The sequence below is a fragment of the Bradyrhizobium sp. 139 genome (assembly GCF_023074175.1).
Lineage (GTDB): Bacteria > Pseudomonadota > Alphaproteobacteria > Rhizobiales > Xanthobacteraceae > Bradyrhizobium.
In genome coordinates this window covers 16,380-36,392 of the sequence record NZ_JADPKS010000067.1, presented here as the reverse complement: position 1 = coordinate 36,392, position 20,013 = coordinate 16,380, and the positions used below count along the sequence as shown (strand labels likewise).

Genomic DNA, 20,013 nt, shown 5'->3' with positions numbered 1-20,013 from the left:
AGGTAACGATGGCCGAGTTCGAGTACGTTCCAGACCCCGTCGCCGACACCAACGAGAGCCCGACGACTGGCGATTACGCCAAGACGGTCGGCGCCAGCGTCACGGGCGGCGTTCTGGCCCCGGCCGCCGCGAGTGCCCGGTACGCGACCGAAGACAGCCCGACCAACACCGGCCGGTTCGTCAACGAAATGTCGCGTATCCTGCAGCGGCATCTCAACACGGCGACCGACGACATCAACGAGTCGCGCACGGAGGTCGCGCGCAAGCGGGCTGAAGCTGCGGTAACGAGCTCGGAGTTCTGGGAGCATCCGGTCTCCGCAGGCATGCTGAAGGCCGCCGGCATGACCGGCCCGATGGCTGCCGCGATCTTCTCCGGCGGCCCGGTCGGCGCCGCCCTCGTCAGCGGCGCGCTGGCCGAAGGCTCCTATCTCGACGAGGTCGACAAGAAGCTGGATGCCGCCTCCGATGCGGATTTGCGCCAGAACAGCTATTACGAATCGCTGCGCGCGATGGGCATGGACGAGCAGGCAGCTCGCAGTGGCCTGAAGAAGCAGATCATCGGCAACCAGGACGTCGCCAACTTTGTGGTGGGCGCGGTGGCCGGCGCCCTTGGTCCGGCCGGCAAGCTCGCGGCCGGTGTGTCCGGCAAGGCGGCAGTGGGGCTCGCTTCCGAGGAGGCGGGTCTTGGGGCGCGCGCTGCCCTTGGCGCCGTGGAGGGCGCGGTTGGCGGCGCCGCGCAGGGTGGCACCGAGAACTACACCGTTCAGCAGACCGGGATCGATGCCGGCCTGCAGAAGACGTTGGACAAGGACGCGCTCGTTAACGCGGTACTCGAACCCGCCCTGATCGGTGGGGCGACGGGCGCTGCCGCGGGCGCTGCAGTTGGCGGCAAGGGCAAGCGCAAGGCCGCCGAGATCAAGGCAAGGAAGGAGCAGCCGCTCGATGACGTCGCACCAGAAGCCGCCGCGGAATCAGGGAGTGGAACAGAAGTCCCTCCCGTGGAAACCGCGCCTGTCGGCAACAAGCAAAACGAACCCGCTGGCACGCCGCAAGCATATCCAAAGGCAGAAGCCGCCAAGGACAAAGGCAAGGCGAAGGTAAAAGGCCCTGCCGTCGAGACCGTCGAAGTCGGCGCACCGTCAGCCGAGCAGGCGGTGGCGATGGCCGACGTGCAGCAGCCCGCAGCGCCCGAGCCTGCCATGCCGGCGGCGCCGCAGGTCCCGCCGCAGGTCGCAGAGGCCGCCAAGCGCGTGACCTCTCCCGCAGCGCCCGAGCCGGCGCTGGCAGCTCCGACACCGGAGGCCGTCCCGCCGCAGATCGCGGAGGCCGCCCGCCGCGTCAACCCGGACATGGTACCTCCCGAGGTAACCGCTCCGCAGGTGGCGCCGGACGTCCGCGCGCCGATCGAGGCGCCGGTTCAGGTCGAGGTCAAGCCCGCCCCGCCCGAAGCGGTGGCAACGCCGCAGCCGGTTGATCCGGTCGCGCCGAAGCAGACCGGCCGCATCCTGCCGAACCTGTCTCCCGAGGCGAAGGCGAACCAGCGCGCCCAGAACGAGCAGCTCAACAAGGCCGTCCGGAAGATCCAGAAGGCCGAGGACGGTCCGGGCACCAAGAACTATTCCGACGCCGAGAAGGGCTTCATCGCCGAGCGCGCCAAGCACGCCGAGGAGATCTTCAGCGCCCACGTCAAGGACCGCGAGATGCCGACCACGCGCGAGCAGCGTGAGGCGATGGTCGCGGACCTGGACAAGATCCTCGAAGCCGCCGCCAGTCGCGGCCTCGTGCTCCGTGAGAACCTGCCGGAAGGCACCGCGGGCGGCAGCAAGGAATTCCACTACAGCGTTCCGGAGAAGGTCGGCGACAAAGCGATGTCGCCGCATGTCCGCTATTTGCGCGAAGTGGCGGGCGTCAGGAAGGCACTGCAGAGCAACGCGTTCGGACCGAAGAGCAAGAACCGCGCCCGCGTGCTCGACTTCATCAACGAGGAACGTGCGCGCGATCTGGAAGGCATGGCGAACCGCCGCAAGATCGAGGGCGCAGCTGCCAAGGAGCAGTATCAGGGCGACGTCGAGGCGAAGGCGGGCAACGCTGTCGGTGATGGCGCCCGCGAGGATGCGCTGTCGCCGGAAGAGCGGATGATCGCGCGTGAGGAAGAGGAGGGGCTCGACCAGGAGGAAGCGCCCGCGCCCGCCAAGCGCGCCGCCCCGCCGCCGGCAAAAAAACCGGCAATCCCCACCGACAAGATCGAGGAGATCAAGCGGAAAGCCAGGGAAGCCGCCGAACAAAAGGCGGCCAAGGAAGCGGCAAAAAAACCGGCAGGGCTCGACGACGACGCCAAGAAGCGCATCGCCGCCGAGGCGCTGGCCCGTGCCGCCGCCAAGGAGCGCGGCGAGCTGCCGGCCAACGCGATGGACCGTGCCCACGCCAAGGAGAAGCCGCCGGAAGCGACCGACGCCAAGACCGTCGACAAGGCCGCCGAGAAGACCAACACCGCCCCGAGCGAGGCCCAGAAGGACGCCGGCAACTACGCCAAGGGCGTGGTCAAGTGGCATGGGATGGAGATCGCGATCGAGAACCCCAAGGGCTCGACCCGCCGCGGCAAGTCGCCCGATGGCAAGGAATGGTCGGTCGAGATGCCGGACCATTACGGCTACGTCAAGCGCACCACGGGCGCCGACGGCGATCAGGTCGACGTCTACATGGGTCCGCATCCGGATTCCGAGCACGTCATCGTCATCCATCAGCAGACGCTTGGCGGCAAGTTCGACGAGCACAAGGCGATGCTCGGCTACAAGGACGGCGCCAGCGCGCTGAACGCCTATGAGAAGGCGTTCTCGGACGGTCGCGGCTTCGATCGCGTGCAGCAGATCGAGACCATGACCCCCGCCGAGTTCAAGCAGTGGGTCAACAGCGACAAGCCGAAGAAGGCCGGACGCGACGCCGCGAAGAAGGTACCCGCCGAGGTAACTCCGGAGCCGGCCCCCGAACCCGTCGGCATGCAGGTCGACAACCTCAACCGGCTGGTCAACCTGAAAACGGGCATTGCGGCCGAGCCGGTCAGGTCCGTGAAGCTGTCCGAGGCGCTGGCCGGGCTCGACTTCCGGCACATGCAGGGCGTGTCGGCGCACGTCGCCCCGTTCATGCGCAAGATCCTCACCAAGCTCGTCGGCGACACCGATGTCCATGTCATTTCTGACGCCGACATGGACCGGATCGACGGCAAGTCCACCAAGGGCTATTTCTATACCCAGAGCAAAAACAAACAGGAGCATGGCCGCTACATCGCGATCCGCGAGAGCATGCTCGCCAACCCGGCGGATGCGGCCCACGTCCTCCTGCACGAGGGCGCTCACGACATCGTCAACCGGGTAATCGACTCCAGCGCGAGCCATCGCGCGACCGTCAGCACCATGATGAAGGAGGTCGAGGCCGCGATCGGCAACGATGTCGCCAAGCAGCTGGTCTCGCGCTACGCCTTCACCAACGAGAAGGAGTTCATGGCGGAGGCGTTCGGCAACCGCGAGTTCCAGAACGTGCTCGCTGAAATCCCCGTGTCCGATGCACTGGCGCAGCGGCTCAAGCTGAGCGCCAAGAAGTCGACCGTCTGGGATGCGGTCAAGGCGCAGGTGCGGCAGGTCATCGAGACGGTGACCGGCAAGCTGCCGGAAAGCCCGAGCATGATGGAAGCGGTGCTTCGCTTCGGCGACCACGCCGCCGACCACCGCGACTTGGTCGAGCCGAAGAATGCCCCGCTCGGCGAGCTCTACAAGGCCACGCACGACTACCGTGCCGCCAACGGCTACAGCACCGAGCTCGTGCAGGGCGAAACCTCCAAGCTCGTCACCGACGTCCGCGAACGCGTCGAGGACATGATCAAGCGCAAGCCGATGCAGGAACAGGACGGCAGGCCCTGGTTCCTGAAGGTCCGCACGCTCGATCAGGTGGCGCAGGCTGCCGACCGTTATTTCGGCCGCGACAACAACCCGGTCCGCAAGGTCGCCGACGCTGTCGAGATGATGCGCCACAAGGCAACCGAGAACCTGCGCGCCTCTGAGCCGGTGGTCGAGAAGCTCTACCAGCTGGAGAAGAAGTACAAGGACGGCGGGGTTTGGGAGAAGTTCACCTCGCTGGTCCACGACGAGACGATGGCCGGCGTGTTCGCCGATCGCGATCTCGCCGCGCAGACGCATCTGGGCAAGGACACGCTGCACGGTGCTTGGCCGAAGGCGCGCCATGCCGAGCTCAACGCACGCTGGCGGGAGCTGCCGGAGGATCTCCAGCAGGCGCGCGCCGAGTCGATGAAGTTCTTCACCGACCAGCAGAACGCGATGAGCCTCGGCATCATCAAGAACCGCATTCTCAAGGTGTTGGGGGTCGAGGACGATGCGCTGGCAAAACGCATCCATGAGGGTCGCACTGTTGACACTGATGCTGCTCTTGTTGGTGGGGAAACTACTCTCGAACTTATCAAGGAGGCGCAGGAGCTCGCCGAAATCAAGGGACCGTACTTCCCGCTGATGCGGCGCGGCACCCACGTCGTGCGCGCTGCCTATGAGATTGCGGCCCCGGCCGGAGCCAAGCGGCGCGCAGCCAACGAGTTCGAGTTCGCCGGCAAGGATGCCCGCGACCGCGCGCTCGCCTACGCCAAGCAGCAGGACACCAAGCCGACGGTCAAGTCGGCGTGGGTCGATCCGGCGACCGGCGAGACGCACTATCCGGACGGTACCAAGGTCACCGCCAACGACACCAACTCGGAGCAGCGCTTCCGTATCACCGTGCAGAATGAGCACGTCGACTTCCGCGATAGCGCCCGCGAGGCCCAGGAGCTGGCGCAGGAGCTGGCGTCGCACGGCATGAAGGTCAAGGGCGTCGAGGAGCGCCGCGTTGAGGCCGACCGCAACAGCGACATGCTGTCGTATCAGATGCGGACCCTGATGGACTCGCTGCAGCGCCGCGAGGGCTACAAGGACATGAGCCCGGCCCAGAAGAACGAGTTGGTGCAGGCGATCAACGAGGCCAGCCTGCGCTTCCTCGGCTCGACCCGCATCCAGTCCAAGCGGCTGCCGCGTCGCTATGTCGAGGGCGCCAGCCGCGACCTCACCCGCAACACCCTCGAATACGCGCAGTCGACCGCCGGTTACCTCGCGAAGTTAGAGCACCAGCCGCAGATCGATGCCGCGCTGAAGGAGATGGACGCCGGGGTCACCAACGACTTTTCCAAGGACAAGTCGCTCGGCCGCTCGGCGATCGCCAACGAGGTACGCCGCCGCGTCGACCAGAACGATGCCTACACCGACACCCCGGTATGGTCGGGCGTCACCAAGCGCATGATGACGCTGTCGTTCGTCGACAAGCTGTTCTCGCCTGCCCATAACATCATCAACTCCTTGCAGCCGGCGATGGTCACCATGCCCGTGCTGTCAGGGCGTTATGGTGTCGGGCGCACGTTCGACGCGCTGTCGAAAGCCTATAGCGATGTCTCCGGCTTCGGTCTGATCAAGAGCGGGCTGAAGAACTCGGTCACCAAGGCGCGCGCCGCGACCGGCGAGACCACCAATTTGTTCGACCAGATCAAGGCGAACCTCTCGACCAAGGAACGCGAGATGATCGATTTCCTGGCGTCGCGGGGCGCGATCGACGTCGACGCGGGCATGGAGATCGATAGGCTGATCAAGGCGCGCAAGGGTGTTATGGGCAAGGTCGACACCTCGCTTGGTTACGTCGAAGGCATCGCCCGCCAGATGCCGCAGGCGATCGAAATGATGAACCGCAGCGTCACTGCGCTGGCCGCCTACCGGCTTGAGCTCGGCCGCGGCGCCGGCCACGAGGCTGCGATGCGCAAGGCGCAGGAGACCGTCAACAACACCCAGGGTCTGTATTCGGCGACCAACTCCGCGCCGATCTTCAACCACCCGGTCGCGAAGCTCTCGCTGCAGTTCAAGAAGTACGGGCAGATGATGTATCATTTGCTCGGCGACAACATCGGCAAGGCGTTCAAGGGCGCCACGCCAGAGGAGCGCGCGGAAGCGATCAAGACGCTGGCGGGCCTGACCGCCACCCACGTCGCGATGGCCGGCGCGCTCGGCCTGCCCACCGAGCCGTTCAAATATCTGCTGATGGGGGCGCAGGCGGCGGGCCTGACGTCGGTCGGCTGGGGCGACGTCGAGGACAAGGTGCGCCAGAGCGCGAGCAACTTCTTCGGCAAGACCGGCGGCGAGATCCTGACCCGCGGTCTGCCGCGTGCGGTTGGCCTGGATCTGTCCTCGCGCGTCGGTCTCGACTCGCTGGCCTCGTTCGGCGAACCGCGCTCGCAGAAGGAGACCGACGTTAAGAAGTGGATGTGGGACACGGTAGCCGGCGCGCCGGTCGCTCTCGTGGGCGACTGGGTCAAGGGCATGAACCAGCTCACCGCCGGCAACTTCTCGCAGGCGGCCGAGCTCCTGGTACCGATGAAGTTTGCCGCCGACTCGATCCGCGCCTATCGGCAGGTCACCGAAGGCAAGAAGGGTTCGACCGGCAAGGAGACGCTGAGCCCCTACAATGTCCGCGAGGCGATCACCCGCGCTGCCGGCTTCACCCCGGCGCGCGAGGCCGAGCAGTCGGCGCAGAACAGCGCCTTCTACAGCGCATCCACCCGCGACAAGGAGGAGCGCAGCTCACTGATGAGTGGGTGGGCCAACGCCAAGCCGAACCAGAAGCTCGGCGCCTGGAAGGACGTGCAGGCGTTCAACCGTGGTAAGCCGCGCACCGCACAGATCACCATGAGCGAGCTCACCAGCTACGCCCAGCGCCGTGCCAAGGAAGGTAACGCAATCCGCACCACCAAGCGGGACAAGTACCTGCAGCAGCGCGCCGCGGGCACCTACAACCCATAACTTCGAGAGGTAACATCATGGCAACGGGGGGCAGGCGCGATCCGAGTTCGCATCGGACGCCTGCGCAGATCAAGAAGATGGACCGCGGCTACAATCACCGGCCCGACATCGTCAAGGACCGCGCGCAGCGCAATCAGGCGCGGACGGTCATGCGCAAGGAACTGGGAGCCAAGGCCATCGCCGGCAAGGACATCGACCACAAGAAGATGGTCAAGGACGGCGGCAGCAACGCCCGCTCGAACCTGCGGGTGCGGTCCCAGCACGCCAACCGGGGCTGGAACCGGAAGTAATTAGCGGACGTGATGGGCATCACGGTCTGCTTCGTCGAGCTTCTTGGTCACGTCAACGCCGCACCGTGCTCGCGCCAGTTGCAACAGGGGGAGGCGGGCGACCGCCTTGAGGTCCGCCCGCTCGTTCATCGCGGCGAGCGACGTCTCGACGACCTGAATATCCCTGCAGGCGGCCCGAGACCATTGCCCCTGCTGCTGGTAGGCGTAGCCGAATGCGCCGATGGATACGAACAGGGCTGCGATCGCAAGACCAAAACTGACGCGCGAGATCATTGTACTTCCCCCATATGTGACCAGGATTATTTAGTAAGCGCGAAACTTTGGTGCAACCTAACTTATGCAAATGCGTTTTTCGGTTCCTACGACCGAAATGGACACTCCCGGTGTCGCAATTCCGAACCAATTGGTTATGTCATGCGTACTCCCTGCCAAACATGGGGCTATATCCTGGCAAGCTGTTGAACAATACGGCGAATAGGATACGCTGACCGGAATCGGAATTGGGGAATGGGGATGCAAGGTCACAAGCCAAAGGGGTCATCATGGCGAGAGACGAAGCGCTAAGTCTACTGTCTTCCGAGTTCAAACTATGGGGTGTGCCGTTCACGCACCACGACACGCCCGGCGGCCATATAGAACTGAGATGGCGAGCCACACCCGACAAAGAGTGGCGACAATATTTCATCGCCAAGACCGGCAGTGACCATCGCGGATGGCTCAACGCGCGATCTGACATCAGACGCCTCTTCAAGCAAGACGGCCTAAGTCTGAAAGAGCCCCCGAAGAAACAGCCGCTGCTCCACAAGGCGCTCTCAGTCCCGCAGCACGTCGAGCCGCACCACGACCAACTCAAAATGCTCCGTGCCGAAGTCGCCGACCTTTCCGCGCTCGTGCTCGAACTGACACATCGCGTCGAGGACGTTCTGACCCGCCCGCAGCACACTGCTACAGCCCTGCCCGAAGCGGTTGTGCCGCCGGTCGCAGTCGAAGTCGCCGAGCCGGTCCTCACAAAAACAAAGCAGCCCTATCGCACGGTCCCTGCGCTCGACTTCGTCGCCGAATCTTGGAACAGCCTTGAGGCGCTCGCCAAGTCGATGGGTGTGCCGGCCGTGATCGCCAAACGCAAACTCTATTATCTGCTGCAGAAGGGCGAGGTCGAAACGCAGGGCGATCGCTGGCGCAAGGTGCCCAAGGCACCCGCGGTGGTAACCCCCACGAGTAACCCGCTTGTGCCGGTCCCGGCCGCCACCGCGCTCGACTTCTTCACCGCGGAGTGGGTGACCACCGAGCGTCTGGCCGAGGTGATGGGGATCTCACAGGACAAAGCCTATGGCCGCGCCTACTACTGGATGACCAAGGGCAAGGTCGAGTTCGATCGCGGGCGCTGGCGCCTGAAACTCACCAAGCCGAATCTTCGGCTGGTCAAGCCGGATCGCGGGCAACCGCGCCGAGCCGGCGCACGAGGCTGAGTTGTTGAGCATCTTGGCCTTGTTGTGCGCCGCCTGGATCGGCGCAGCGATCGGAGTTGTCGCGACCTCTCTCGTCACGATGAACGAAGACTGATGTAACCTTTGTGTAACCGAAACGGAACGTAACGTGACTGAATTCGTAGTGTACCCGTTCGACCTGCTGATCTCTTTCCTCATCGTGCATGGGGTCGTCGAGGGAGCGGGTTGGGCAATGCGGAAAGCAACTAAGAAGGAGCAGTGAGCAATGGCGAAACGTGCGAGGAAGGTGCGGACCCCCTACAGCAAAGCGGACGTCAAGGAGTTGAAGGCGCATTCCCGACAGCGGACGCCCGTGGTGAAGGTCGCCAAACTGATGAAGCGCACGGTGCCGGCGCTGCGTGCCAAGGCGCACCTGCTCGGCATCGGGTTGGGGCATCAGCGGTGAACATCCTCGTCTGCGCCCCGATCACCGACGCCGGCCTGCTGCTGCCGGACAACGCGACGGGCCGCTGCGCGGATTGCCAGTGCCGCATCCAGTTCCGGCCGCACGCACCCAGGAGCAAGAAGGTCTGCTTCCGATGCGCCAAGGCCCTGCTTCTGGAGCCGGGCGCCGAGGTGCAGATCACACCCCGTATGGCCGAGGATTTCCAGACATGGCTACGCAAGCAGAAGCACTGATCAAAACAGCGAGGCGCCAAGTTGCCATCAGCGCCTCGTGCATGGTGCTGTGCTCGGTGGTCGCCGGGCTGAACATCTGGTTCGGCACCACCTGGGTCCACTTTTGGGTGGCCGCGCTAAACCTTTTCGCGGTGGTGGCTCAAGCAGGAACGATAAGGCGGGCGATCACGTTCGCACGTTGCGCCCAGAGTGAGCAGGGTTGATGTACGCCTACGATTTCGGCAAGCGCGCCAACCCCTGTTCCGACTGCGATGATGGGCATTGCACCATGAACTGCGGACCAGCGAGGAAACTCGAAGATGGACAAGTGGATCATAGTCACCGGACCGCTACTGGCGCTGGAGCTCGTCGGTCCGTTCGAAACAAAAAGCGAGGCGATTGAGTACGCCCGGAAGAACGACAACGAGGACGTCCACCCGACCATGTGGGACGTCGTGCCGCTCGCTCCTCCGGAACCCTACCACCCTTACAAAATGGAGCCGGCCTAACCCGCCGGGATGGAATGAAGACCTATCTGTGGGTGGCGGTGTTTTATGCGTTGAGTGTTCCCGTCACCATCGAAGCGGCCCGGCTCTCGAAGCGGCTGGCTGACCCCGAGGTGCGCGCCCGGCATGTGCGAACGGTGTCACGCATCATCGAGACCGTCACGCTGATCGTTGGTGCCTTGGTGATCTGGTTCGGCTTCCTGTGGCTCTATGAGCGTTACGGGATATTGTTCGCGGACTGAAGTGGAGCATGGGCCGTGACGATCGAGACTTGGACCATCTACGACCACCCGCGTGACTGGCCGAATCACTTCGTTGCGCGCCGGTTCGAGGGTGAGACGCCGACCCCGGAGGTGCTCTACTCGACCGATCTCGACCAGCTGCGGATGGCGCTGCTTGGGCGGGGACTGGTGCCGTTCGCTCGGCACCAGCAGGACGACCCCGTGATCGTCGAGACGTGGCTCTAATTACCTTGTGGGGTTGCCCGGCCGACCATCAACAACACCCCGCCGAGCTGTGGTAGAAAGGCCAACAGGAGAAGGCGGAGCATAGCGAAGTCGCTGCCGGTCGGCCGGAGCACCCCACCACTCAACCATGCCACCATCCGAGTGGCGGCCTCCGTCTGGGGGTCCGCGGTCTGCTCGACCGACCGCGTGGCCTCGTCCAGCTGCCGGCGGCGATCGCTGACGGCGTCCTCCCGCTGACGACAGAACTTACCGACACCACCCGCGCACTCACGGTCGCGTGACGTCACGGCGTCACGCAGCTCGTTACGCGCCGCCTCGATCGCTGGCGTCACGCGTGACGCACGCTGCAGCGTCACGTCACTGATATTCACCGAGGCGAAGCCGATGCCGGCCGTAACGGCGAACGCGAAGGGCATCAACCATAGAACCCAAGCAACAACCGCCGTCGCCCGGTTGCCGGCCTGCCATTGCTGCGCTGCGCAGGATGGGACGGCGAGCGCGACAAGGTCCGCCGCCACCCCGATCGCCAGGAACAACCAGCCGGCGATTTCAGAGCTCCCCAACGACCGGGCGAACCAGCCGTTCATGGTCACCCCGACCGCGGCGAGCCCGAAAGCCGCCACCTGTAAGATGATGCGATGGTGTGATAGGTTGGGGCGATGCGAGACCTGACCCCCCACGAGATCAACTGCCTGCGAATCGACTGCTGCCCCGACTGCTTCCGGCCGGGACTGGAGGACGGACCGCGCGCTCTCGACGTCAACCAGAACCTTCTCTGCGGGCACTGCGGGGCGCGGTTTAACGTCTACCTTCCGCGATACATTCGCGGCGGGCAGCGGCTTGACCCCGAGGGGTAGCCCGGCCTTCTTCCGGTCCCGGTACGCCTTGGCGCGTTCGGCGCCGGACTTGGGTCTGGGGGGTTGATGTAGTTGGACAACAGATGCAAATAGATCGTCAGCCATTAGAACCGCTCCTACGGTTTTGGTGGTGAGAGGGTCGGTAGCGGATTCGCGCCCGCTGCCGGCCCTTGCTTCGTTTGACTTGGTGAAGTCAGGCGGCCCTCTTGAGGGAAGAGGTCCATTTCGCGAGCAGCACGACGCCCTGTTCGTTGTTCGCTTGAGGCAAGACCGAGGTAACGGCATGGCCGAACAATTGAACGATCGTGAGGGTTCCGGCCTGGCCGACAAGCTCATGCAATATCTGCCGGCGCGTTTCCGTCCCGGCGCGGCGGTGGTGCCGGTGGTGCGGCTGTCCGGGGTGATCGGCGCGGTGACGCCGCTGCGCCCGGGCATGACGCTCGCAGGCCTTGCGCGGGTGTTGGAGCGCGCCTTTTCGGTGCGCAATGCCAAGGCGGTGGCGCTGGTGATCAATTCGCCCGGCGGCTCGCCGGTGCAGTCGCGCCAGATCTATCTGCGCATCAAGCAACTCGCGGCAGAGAAGAAACTGCCGGTGCTGGTGTTCGTCGAGGACGTCGCGGCGTCCGGCGGCTATATGATTGCCTGCGCCGGCGACGAGATCATATGCGATCCGTCCTCCATCCTCGGCTCGATCGGCGTGGTCGGCGGCAGTTTTGGTTTTCAGGAGGCAATCAAGCGGCTCGGCATCGAGCGGCGGCTCTACACGGCCGGCGCGCACAAGGCGATGCTCGACCCGTTCCTCCCGGAAAACCCGGATGACGTGGCGAAGCTGAAAGCGCTCCAGCGCGAGATCCACCAGATCTTCATCGCGCTGGTGAAGGAGAGCCGCGGCGCGCGCCTCAAGGGCACCGAGGACACCTTGTTCACGGGCGAATACTGGGCCGGCGAGAGCGCGATCGCGCTGGGGCTCGCCGACAGCATCGGCGATCTCCGCTCAACTCTTCGTGCCCGCTTTGGCGAAAAGGTTCTCACCCCCGTGATTGCGCAGCCGACCGGTCTGCTCTCGGGCATTTTCGGGCGGAAATCGCCCGGTGCGGGCCAGCTTTCGGCGCTGGAATCAGTCGCAAGCCTCCCGGACCAGCTGATCTCGGCCGTCGAAACCCGCGCGATTTGGGCGAAATTCGGGTTTTAGGGCGCGCGCTGCCGCGCCATTTGGTCCAAGGGGAATTCAAGCCGAGCCAATTGCGGCGCGGCCCGGTCTGCGCAAGAATGTGCGTGGGGGCTGAGCATTGAACAAGGATCGACCGATGCCGCCGTTCGTCGCTTTCGCGGGCGTCCTGGGCGGGCTTGCCGTGGTCCGCTGGGCCTACAAGACCGCTGTCCGGATCAACCAGGAGCTGGAGGAGATGCGCCTGTCGCGCGTCGCCGAGGCCGCCCATATGGGCAACATCCAGACGCTGAAGCAGGATCCCGTGACCGGAGCTTACCGGCCGGGATAGCTGCTGCAATCGTCGTGGCCGGGCTTGTTCAGGCTTGTCCCGGACATCCACGCCTTGCCTTGCCGCACGAAGAACGTGGATACCCGGGACAAGCCCGTGCATGACCGAGGACTGGGCCGCTTTCCGGCCCTTTGCCTTGATTCCCACCCCCGCCGTCGATACGGTCCCGCGCGATTCAAAACCCCCGCGAGAGCCTGATCTGACGATGGACGCCTCATTGCCCGCCCATATGCGCCCGGAACGTTCGTTCCAGGGCTTCATCCTTGCGCTCCAGCGGTTCTGGGCCGAGCAGGGCTGCGTGATCCTGCAGCCCTACGACATGGAGATGGGCGCGGGCACCTTCCATCCGGCGACGACGCTCCGCGCACTCGGGCCGAAGCCGTGGAACGCGGCCTATGTGCAGCCCTCGCGCCGGCCCAAGGACGGCCGCTACGGCGAGAACCCGAACCGGATGCAGCACTACTACCAGTTCCAGGTGATCATGAAGCCGTCGCCGCCGAACCTTCAGGACCTGTACCTGAAGTCACTCGCCGCGATCGGCATCGATTCCGCCGTGCACGACATCCGCTTCGTCGAGGACGACTGGGAGAGCCCGACGCTGGGCGCCTGGGGCCTCGGATGGGAGTGCTGGTGCGACGGCATGGAAGTCAGCCAGTTCACCTATTTCCAGCAGGTCGCGGGCTTCGAATGCGCGCCGGTCGCGGGCGAACTCACCTACGGGCTCGAGCGCCTCGCGATGTATGTGCAGGGCGTCGACCGCGTCTACGACCTCAACTTCAACGGCCGCGACGGCGACGCCAAGGTCACCTATGGCGACGTGTTTCTGCAAGCCGAGCGGGAATATTCGAAGCACAATTTCGAAGTCGCGGACACCGCGATGCTGTTCGAGCAATTCAAGATGGCGGAAGCTGCCTGCAGGAAATATCTCGACGCGGGCTGGCAAAAAAATTCGAAGCCGGGCAACCGCAAAGAGCACCTGATGGCACTGCCGGCCTATGACCAGTGCATCAAGGCGAGCCATGTCTTCAACCTGCTCGATGCGCGCGGCGTGATCTCCGTCACCGAGCGGCAGAGCTACATTTTGCGCGTGCGCGAACTGGCAAAGGCTTGCGGCGAGGCCTGGATACATACTGAAGCGGGCGGAGCGGCCTGATGCCCGATCTTTTGCTGGAATTGTTCTCGGAAGAAATCCCCGCGCGCATGCAGGCCAAGGCGGCCGACGATCTGCGCCGCATGGTCACCGACAAGCTCGTTGCCGAAGGCCTCGTCTATGAAGGCGCCAAAGCGTTCGCGACGCCGCGCCGCCTCGCGCTGACCGTGCACGGCATTCCCGCGCGCCAGCCTGATCTGAAGACCGAACGCCGCGGACCGAAAATGGGCGCGCCCGATGTGGCCGTGCAGGGTTTTTTGAAAGCGACGGGTCTGAAATCGCTGGACGAAGCCAAGATTCAGCGCGACCCCAAGGGTGATTTCTACATCGGCTTGATCGAAAAGCCCGGCCGCGACGCGATCGACGTACTCGCCGAGATTCTGCCGGTGATCATCCGCACCTTCCCCTGGCCGAAATCGATGCGCTGGGGCGCGCGCTCGGGCAAGCCCGGCTCGCTGAACTGGGTGCGCCCACTGCACGCGATCACCGCGACGTTCGGGCCCGAGACCGAAGAGCCCGATGTCGTCAAATTCTCGGTGGACGGAATCGAGACGGGCCAGACCACCTACGGCCATCGCTTCATGGCGCCGGCTGCGATTCAGGTGCGGCGCTTCGAGGACTACGAAGCGAAACTGAAGGCTGCCAAGGTCATCCTCGATCCGCAGGCACGCAAGGACATTATCTTCGCCGATGCCAAGGAGTTGACGTTCGCGCAGGGACTTGAACTGGTCGAGGATCAGGTGCTGCTCGACGAGGTCTCTGGTCTCGTCGAGTGGCCGGTCGTCATGATGGGATCGTTCGAAGAGGAATATCTCGCGATCCCGGACGAGGTGATCCGCGCCACCATCCGCAACAACCAGAAATGCTTCGTCGTCAGGGATCCCAAGACGGGCAAGCTGACCAACAAGTTCGTCCTCACCGCCAATATCGAGGCGGCCGACGGCGGCAAGACCATCGTTGCCGGCAACGAGCGCGTGATCCGTCCGCGTCTGTCGGATGCGAAGTTCTTCTACGAGACCGACCTGAAGACGAAGCTGGAGGAGCGGCTTCCGAAGTTCGAACAGATCGTGTTCCACGAGAAGCTCGGCACCCAGGCTGCGCGCATCAAGCGCATCGAGCGCCTTGCCGCGGAGATCGCGCCGCTGGTCGGTGCCGACGTCGCCAAGGCGACGCGCGCGGCGCATCTCGCCAAGGCGGATTTGTTGACTGAAGTCGTCGGCGAATTCCCGGAAGTGCAGGGCCTGATGGGCAGGTATTACGCGCTGGCCCAGGGCGAAGATGCCTCCGTGGCCGCGGCCTGCGAGGAACATTACAAGCCGCAAGGGCCTGCCGATCGCGTGCCGACGGATCCGGTCAGCGTGGCGGTCGCGCTCGCCGACAAGCTCGATACGCTCGTCGGCTTCTGGGCGATCGACGAGAAGCCGACGGGAAGCAAGGATCCATATGCGCTGCGTCGCGCGGCGCTGGGGGTGATCAGGCTGATCGCTGAGAACAACCTGCGTCTGTCGCTCATGAAGGTGGCGGCGTCCGCACTCGCCGGCTTGTCGGTCAAGTCAGCCGATGCGGAGAAGCTTCCAAGCGATCTTCTCGCCTTCTTTGCCGATCGCCTCAAGGTCCAGCTGCGCGAGCAGGGTGCGCGTCACGATCTCGTCGACGCCGTGTTCGCGCTCGGCGGCCAGGATGATCTCCTGATGATCGTCCGCCGCGTCGAGGCGCTCGGAAAATTTCTCGAATCCGAAGACGGCAGGAATTTGCTGGCCGGCACCAAGCGCGCCGGCAACATCCTGTCGATCGAGGAGAAAAAGGACAAGCGCAGCTTCGGCGGTGCGCCGGATGCGGCGCTCTACAGCCTCGATGAGGAGAAGGCGCTGGCGAAGGCGATCGGCGAGGTGCAGGCGGAAGCGAGCGCGGCCGTCGCAAAGGAAGACTTTGCGGCCGCGATGAGCGCGATGGCAAAACTGCGCCCGCCGGTCGATGCGTTCTTCGACAAGGTGCGCGTCAACGACGACGATGCGAAGGTACGCGAGAACCGCCTGAAGCTGCTGGGCGAGATCCGCAGCGCCACGCGTGCGGTGGCTGATTTCTCGAGGATCCAGGATTGAGGCGCGATCGCGCGACAAACTCCAATGTCATTCCGGGGCGCGCCCATTTGGCGCGAGCTATGATGGGCAATTGCGCATCATAGCTCGCGCTCCGCGCGCCCCGGAATGACGAAGCGCAAAAGAGCCCCGCCCGGCGGGGGGAGGACCGGGCGGGGCCTGATGTCCGATTTAACACTGCTCGCGCCTGCCTGACGTGGCGCGCCGGACATCTAGTCGATGTCAGTCCAACACCTCGACGATGCGCCGCGAACGCGGCTCGACCAGTACGGTCTCGCCGTTCACGACGGTGTAGCGGTAAGTGGTGGCGCCGAAACGTTGCGGCACGTCATAATAGGTGATGCCGGCATCGGGTAAGGTGGCACCGACCGTCACGCGATCCGGAATGTGGAAGGGCGGCACGCGTTGTTCGACGACATAGTCGCGGAAGGCCGGCCGTTGTTCGACCGCAATCGTCGGGCTGCTGTCGACCGTGGCGGGTGCGCGTCCCACCGTGACGCCGCTTTGCGCCTGCGCCGCGACGGGCGAGCCGATCACGGCCGCGAGCGTTGCAAGAGCAAGAATCCTGTTCCGCATGAAGAACTCCTTCGACAAGTTTTCGGGAAGCGCCAATGGCGCGACCGGTTGCCAATGCATGCATGCTGGCAATGTTCCGGGAAAAGCCCCGCCGCATTCGCGGCAATTTCGGGCAGATTTCGCGAAGGCGGGAACCCGTGCGGGGCTTGCGCGTCTCTACCCGCGGAACCTGCTCCGGTATGATCCAGTCGCGATTCGCCTCACTCCACGGAAAGACAATCCTCCATGCACATCACTGTCGCCCACATTTCGCCGATCCTGTCGCTGCTTGCGGGCGTGCTCATCCTCATCATGCCGCGTCTTCTCAACCTGATCGTTGCCATCTTTCTCATCATAAACGGCGCGATCGGGCTCGGATTGTTGAAGTGGCTCCATCTCTAGGCCTTCATTTTCCGGAACTCTTCGACTTGCGCGGGCCTGCCCAAAATGGTGTAAGGCGCGCGATTACCCATTCCTCTCGCAGGTTGTGTGCAAGCTATGGCCAAAGCCGCCTCGAAGCCCAAGAAAATACCGGCGAAAATACCAGCGAAATCAAAGTCCCCCGCCAAGGCGAAAGCGGCGCCCGCGGCCCGCAAGGCGCTTGCCAAGAGCGCCCCGACGCCGGTCGCCAAAGCTGCTGCAAAGACTGCTGTGAAGCCCGCATCTAAGCCGGCTGCGAAGCCTGCAGCAAAGGCCGCGCCCAGGCCGGTTGCGCCGAAGGTCGCTGTGAAGCCGGCGCCGGCCAAGTCCGCACCCGCCAAGTCCGCACCCGCCAAGGCCTCGTCCGCCAAGGCAGCGCCGAGCGCGGCCAAGGCCGGTAAATGGGTGTTCACCTTCGGGGACGGCAAGGCCGAGGGCCGGTCGGAAATGCGCGACCTGCTTGGCGGCAAGGGTGCCAATCTCGCCGAGATGGCCAATCTCGGCCTGCCGGTGCCTCCTGGCTTCACCATCCCGACCTCGGTCTGCACCTACTTCTACGCGCACGACAAAACCTACCCGAAGGAATTGCAGTCGCAGGTTGAGAAGGCGCTGGACCATGTCGGCAAGTTGACCGGCAAGATCTTCGGCGACACCAGGAACCCGCTGCTGGTCTCCGTGCGCTCCGGCGGACGCGCCTCGATGCCCGGCATGATGGACACCGTGCTCAATCTCGGCCTCAACGACGAGACCGTGGAAGCGCTGTCGGAACTCTCGGGCGACCGCCGTTTCGCCTATGACAGCTATCGTCGCTTCATCACCATGTATTCCGACGTGGTGCTCGGCTTCGAGCATCATCACTTCGAGGAAATCCTCGACACCTTCAAGGACAGCCAGGGCTACACGCTCGACACGGACCTCACCGCCGAGGACTGGGTTGATCTGGTCGGAAAGTACAAGGACGCGGTCGCGCGCGAGACCGGCAAGGATTTCCCGCAGGATCCGCACGACCAGCTCTGGGGCGCGATCGGCGCGGTGTTCTCATCCTGGATGAACGCGCGCGCGGTGACCTATCGCAAGCTGCACGACATTCCGGAATCCTGGGGCACCGCGGTCAACGTGCAGGCCATGGTGTTCGGCAATATGGGCGAGACGTCGGCGACCGGCGTCGCCTTCACACGCAACCCCTCGACCGGCGAGAGCAAGCTCTACGGCGAGTTCCTGATCAACGCGCAAGGCGAGGACGTGGTGGCGGGCATCCGCACGCCGCAAGACATCACCGAGGAGGCGCGCGAGGAATCCGGCTCCGACAAGGCGTCGATGGAATCGGCGATGCCGGAAGCGTACAAGGAGCTGACGCGGATCTACACGCTGCTCGAGAAGCACTACCGCGACATGCAGGACATGGAGTTCACGGTCGAGCAGGGCAAGCTGTGGATGCTCCAGACCCGCGGCGGCAAGCGCACCGCCAAGGCGGCGTTGCGCATCGCGGTCGAGCTCGCCAATGAAGGCCTGATCACCAAGAAGGAAGCGGTGACGCGGATCGATCCCGCCTCGCTCGACCAGTTGCTGCATCCGACCATCGATCCCAACGCCAAGCGCGACGTCATCGCGACCGGCCTGCCGGCTTCGCCGGGTGCTGCCTCCGGCGAGATCGTATTCTCCTCGGACGAGGCGGCCAAGCTTCAGGCCGACGGACGTAAAGTAATTCTCGTCCGCATCGAGACCAGCCCGGAAGACATCCACGGCATGCACGCCGCCGAAGGCATTTTGACCACCCGCGGCGGCATGACCTCGCATGCGGCGGTGGTCGCGCGCGGCATGGGCAAGCCCTGCGTCTCCGGCTGCGGCACCATCCGCGTCGACTACGGCCGCGGCACCATGAGCATCGGCTCCCGCACCTTCAAGACCGGCGACGTCATCACCATCGACGGCTCGCTCGGCCAGGTGCTCGCCGGCCGCATGCCGATGATCGAGCCGGAGCTGTCCGGCGAATTCGGCACGCTGATGAACTGGGCCGACCAGGTCCGCAAGATTGGCGTCCGCGTCAACGCGGATACGCCGGAGGACGCGCACACCGCGATCAAGTTCGGCGCGGAAGGCATCGGCCTCTGCCGCACCGAGCACATGTTCTTCGAGGAGACGCGCATCCGCACGGTGCGCGAGATGATCCTCTCCGAGGACGAGCAGGCGCGTCGTGCCGCGCTTGCCAAGCTGCTGCCGATGCAGCGTGCCGACTTCGTCGAGCTGTTCGAGATCATGAAGGGCCTGCCGGTCACGATCCGTCTGCTCGATCCGCCGCTGCACGAGTTCCTGCCGCACACCCATGCCGAGGTCGAGGAGGTGGCGCGCGCCATGAACACCGACCCGCGGCGCCTGGCCGACCGCGCGCGCGAGCTGTCGGAGTTCAATCCGATGCTTGGTTTCCGCGGCTGCCGCATCGCGATCGCCTATCCGGAGATCGCCGAGATGCAGGCGCGTGCGATCTTCGAAGCCGCAGTCGAGGCCGAGAAGCGCACCGGCAAGGCCGTGGGCCTCGAGGTGATGGTGCCGCTGATTGCGACCAAGATGGAGCTCGACCTCGTCAAGGCGCGGATCGACGCCACCGCGAAGGCCGTGATGCGCGACACCAACACCAAGCTCGCCTATCAGGTCGGCACCATGATCGAGCTGCCGCGTGCGTGCCTGCTCGCGGCCGAGATCGCGGAGAGTGCCGAGTTCTTCTCCTTCGGCACCAACGACCTGACGCAGACCACCTACGGCATCAGCCGCGACGACGCCGCAAGCTTCCTCGGGACCTACGTCTCCAAGGGCATCCTCCCGATCGATCCCTTCGTCGCGCTCGACCAGGAAGGCGTTGGCGAACTCGTCAAGATCGGCGTCGCGCGCGGCCGCAAGACGCGCGCCTCGCTCAAGGTCGGCATTTGCGGCGAGCACGGCGGCGATCCCGCCTCCGTCGCCTTCTGCCACGCGATCGGTCTCGACTACGTCTCCTGTTCGCCCTACCGCGTGCCGATCGCCCGTCTCTCCGCCGCGCAAGCCGCGCTCGGCAAGGCCGTCGCGAGCCAGGCGTAAGCCGAAGCGCAGGATTGAGCTGAGAGAGGCGGGGCTTGCCCCGCCTCTTTTCATTTGGAGCTGCGCTCGCAATGACGAGAGGGAATTCATCAGGCGTCCCGTAATGATACGTGCGCGC

The 20,013-nt window shown here is 64.7% G+C and carries 19 protein-coding genes; 15 read left to right on the top strand and 4 right to left on the bottom strand.

Translation table 11 applies throughout. The features are described from left to right. Positions 1-8 precede the first annotated feature (8 nt). Positions 9-6,875 (top strand): PLxRFG domain-containing protein, encoded by a 6,867-nt coding sequence (locus tag IVA80_RS15355; protein ID WP_247431315.1) that lies wholly within the window; start codon positions 9-11, stop codon positions 6,873-6,875. Between the two features lie 77 nt (positions 6,876-6,952). After that, a complete protein-coding gene (locus tag IVA80_RS15350; protein WP_247431312.1) occupies positions 6,953-7,165 on the top strand; it encodes an HNH endonuclease in 213 nt (70 codons plus the stop codon). On the opposite strand, the gene IVA80_RS15345 is transcribed toward IVA80_RS15350, so the two are convergent. Next, complete coding sequence (locus tag IVA80_RS15345; protein WP_247431308.1) at positions 7,166-7,438, bottom strand: hypothetical protein; 273 nt, start codon at positions 7,436-7,438, stop codon at positions 7,166-7,168. It lies immediately after the preceding gene. A gap of 269 nt (positions 7,439-7,707) precedes the next feature. Between IVA80_RS15345 and IVA80_RS15340 the strand changes: the two genes are divergently transcribed. From IVA80_RS15340 to IVA80_RS15310, 7 genes are all read left to right on the top strand, one after another. Continuing rightward, positions 7,708-8,634, top strand: coding sequence for a hypothetical protein (locus IVA80_RS15340; RefSeq protein ID WP_247431306.1), 927 nt, complete (start codon positions 7,708-7,710; stop codon positions 8,632-8,634). A 244-nt stretch (positions 8,635-8,878) separates the two neighbouring features. Next, positions 8,879-9,058, top strand: coding sequence for a hypothetical protein (locus IVA80_RS15335; protein ID WP_247431303.1), 180 nt, complete (start codon positions 8,879-8,881; stop codon positions 9,056-9,058). Then, positions 9,055-9,291 carry a hypothetical protein gene (locus IVA80_RS15330; RefSeq protein WP_247431300.1) on the top strand — a complete coding sequence of 79 codons (237 nt, stop codon included), beginning with the start codon at positions 9,055-9,057 and terminating at the stop codon, positions 9,289-9,291. The genes IVA80_RS15335 and IVA80_RS15330 overlap by 4 nt, the downstream gene beginning before the upstream one ends. Then, a complete protein-coding gene (locus IVA80_RS15325) occupies positions 9,267-9,494 on the top strand; it encodes a hypothetical protein (protein WP_247431297.1) in 228 nt (75 codons plus the stop codon). The genes IVA80_RS15330 and IVA80_RS15325 overlap by 25 nt, the downstream gene beginning before the upstream one ends. Positions 9,495-9,590: 96 nt before the next feature. Next, positions 9,591-9,779, top strand: coding sequence for a hypothetical protein (locus tag IVA80_RS15320; RefSeq protein ID WP_247431294.1), 189 nt, complete (start codon positions 9,591-9,593; stop codon positions 9,777-9,779). 14 nt (positions 9,780-9,793) lie between these two features. Continuing rightward, positions 9,794-10,018, top strand: a complete 225-nt coding sequence (locus IVA80_RS15315) for a hypothetical protein (RefSeq protein ID WP_247431291.1) — start codon at positions 9,794-9,796, stop codon at positions 10,016-10,018. 15 nt (positions 10,019-10,033) lie between these two features. After that, positions 10,034-10,243: a hypothetical protein gene (locus tag IVA80_RS15310; RefSeq protein WP_247431288.1), complete on the top strand. Its 210-nt coding sequence runs from the start codon at positions 10,034-10,036 to the stop codon at positions 10,241-10,243. On the opposite strand, the gene IVA80_RS15305 is transcribed toward IVA80_RS15310, so the two are convergent. Next, entirely contained in the window at positions 10,240-11,205 is a 966-nt protein-coding gene (locus IVA80_RS15305; RefSeq protein WP_247431285.1) for a hypothetical protein, read from the bottom strand. The two genes, IVA80_RS15310 and IVA80_RS15305, sit on opposite strands and share 4 nt — an antisense overlap. A gap of 178 nt (positions 11,206-11,383) precedes the next feature. On the opposite strand from IVA80_RS15305, the gene IVA80_RS15300 reads away from it, so the two are divergent. From IVA80_RS15300 to glyS, 4 genes are all read left to right on the top strand, one after another. Beyond that, positions 11,384-12,292 (top strand): S49 family peptidase, encoded by a 909-nt coding sequence (locus IVA80_RS15300; RefSeq protein ID WP_247431282.1) that lies wholly within the window; start codon positions 11,384-11,386, stop codon positions 12,290-12,292. Positions 12,293-12,407: 115 nt separating this feature from the next. After that, positions 12,408-12,599, top strand: a complete 192-nt coding sequence (locus IVA80_RS15295; RefSeq protein WP_247431279.1) for a hypothetical protein — start codon at positions 12,408-12,410, stop codon at positions 12,597-12,599. A gap of 205 nt (positions 12,600-12,804) precedes the next feature. After that, positions 12,805-13,752 (top strand): glycine--tRNA ligase subunit alpha, encoded by a 948-nt coding sequence (locus tag IVA80_RS15290; RefSeq protein WP_247431275.1) that lies wholly within the window; start codon positions 12,805-12,807, stop codon positions 13,750-13,752. Further along, the gene (glyS, locus tag IVA80_RS15285) at positions 13,752-15,851 is read left to right on the top strand and encodes a glycine--tRNA ligase subunit beta (RefSeq protein WP_247431272.1); all 2,100 of its coding nucleotides are present in this window, start codon (positions 13,752-13,754) and stop codon (positions 15,849-15,851) included. Before IVA80_RS15290 ends, glyS begins: the two co-directional genes overlap by 1 nt. 219 nt (positions 15,852-16,070) lie before the next feature. On the opposite strand, the gene IVA80_RS15280 is transcribed toward glyS, so the two are convergent. Next, complete coding sequence (locus tag IVA80_RS15280; protein ID WP_247431269.1) at positions 16,071-16,424, bottom strand: DUF1236 domain-containing protein; 354 nt, start codon at positions 16,422-16,424, stop codon at positions 16,071-16,073. 225 nt (positions 16,425-16,649) lie between these two features. Here IVA80_RS15280 and IVA80_RS15275 point away from each other — a divergent pair, with 225 nt between their 5' ends. Continuing rightward, positions 16,650-16,805, top strand: coding sequence for a DUF3096 domain-containing protein (locus IVA80_RS15275; RefSeq protein WP_007594951.1), 156 nt, complete (start codon positions 16,650-16,652; stop codon positions 16,803-16,805). Here the strand turns inward: IVA80_RS15275 and IVA80_RS38605 are convergent. Next, positions 16,802-17,149, bottom strand: coding sequence for a hypothetical protein (locus tag IVA80_RS38605; protein ID WP_247431266.1), 348 nt, complete (start codon positions 17,147-17,149; stop codon positions 16,802-16,804). The genes IVA80_RS15275 and IVA80_RS38605 overlap by 4 nt on opposite strands. On the opposite strand from IVA80_RS38605, the gene ppdK reads away from it, so the two are divergent. Further along, positions 17,130-19,895 carry a pyruvate, phosphate dikinase gene (gene ppdK / locus IVA80_RS15265; RefSeq protein ID WP_247431264.1) on the top strand — a complete coding sequence of 922 codons (2,766 nt, stop codon included), beginning with the start codon at positions 17,130-17,132 and terminating at the stop codon, positions 19,893-19,895. The two genes, IVA80_RS38605 and ppdK, sit on opposite strands and share 20 nt — an antisense overlap. Positions 19,896-20,013 lie beyond the last annotated feature (118 nt).

Coding starts and splice junctions, on each gene's coding strand:
- IVA80_RS15300 (WP_247431282.1), top strand. CDS start 11,384: ATGGCCGAACAATTGAACGATCGTGAGGGTTCCGGCCTGGCCGACAAG.
- glyS (WP_247431272.1), top strand. CDS start 13,752: ATGCCCGATCTTTTGCTGGAATTGTTCTCGGAAGAAATCCCCGCGCGC.
- IVA80_RS15355 (WP_247431315.1), top strand. CDS start 9: ATGGCCGAGTTCGAGTACGTTCCAGACCCCGTCGCCGACACCAACGAG.
- IVA80_RS15315 (WP_247431291.1), top strand. CDS start 9,794: ATGAAGACCTATCTGTGGGTGGCGGTGTTTTATGCGTTGAGTGTTCCC.
- IVA80_RS15345 (WP_247431308.1), bottom strand. CDS start 7,438: ATGATCTCGCGCGTCAGTTTTGGTCTTGCGATCGCAGCCCTGTTCGTA.
- IVA80_RS15350 (WP_247431312.1), top strand. CDS start 6,953: ATGGACCGCGGCTACAATCACCGGCCCGACATCGTCAAGGACCGCGCG.
- IVA80_RS15325 (WP_247431297.1), top strand. CDS start 9,267: ATGGCTACGCAAGCAGAAGCACTGATCAAAACAGCGAGGCGCCAAGTT.
- IVA80_RS15320 (WP_247431294.1), top strand. CDS start 9,591: ATGGACAAGTGGATCATAGTCACCGGACCGCTACTGGCGCTGGAGCTC.
- IVA80_RS15290 (WP_247431275.1), top strand. CDS start 12,805: ATGGACGCCTCATTGCCCGCCCATATGCGCCCGGAACGTTCGTTCCAG.
- IVA80_RS15340 (WP_247431306.1), top strand. CDS start 7,708: ATGGCGAGAGACGAAGCGCTAAGTCTACTGTCTTCCGAGTTCAAACTA.
- IVA80_RS15335 (WP_247431303.1), top strand. CDS start 8,879: ATGGCGAAACGTGCGAGGAAGGTGCGGACCCCCTACAGCAAAGCGGAC.
- IVA80_RS15280 (WP_247431269.1), bottom strand. CDS start 16,424: ATGCGGAACAGGATTCTTGCTCTTGCAACGCTCGCGGCCGTGATCGGC.
- IVA80_RS15305 (WP_247431285.1), bottom strand. CDS start 11,205: ATGGCTGACGATCTATTTGCATCTGTTGTCCAACTACATCAACCCCCC.
- IVA80_RS15275 (WP_007594951.1), top strand. CDS start 16,650: ATGCACATCACTGTCGCCCACATTTCGCCGATCCTGTCGCTGCTTGCG.
- IVA80_RS15295 (WP_247431279.1), top strand. CDS start 12,408: ATGCCGCCGTTCGTCGCTTTCGCGGGCGTCCTGGGCGGGCTTGCCGTG.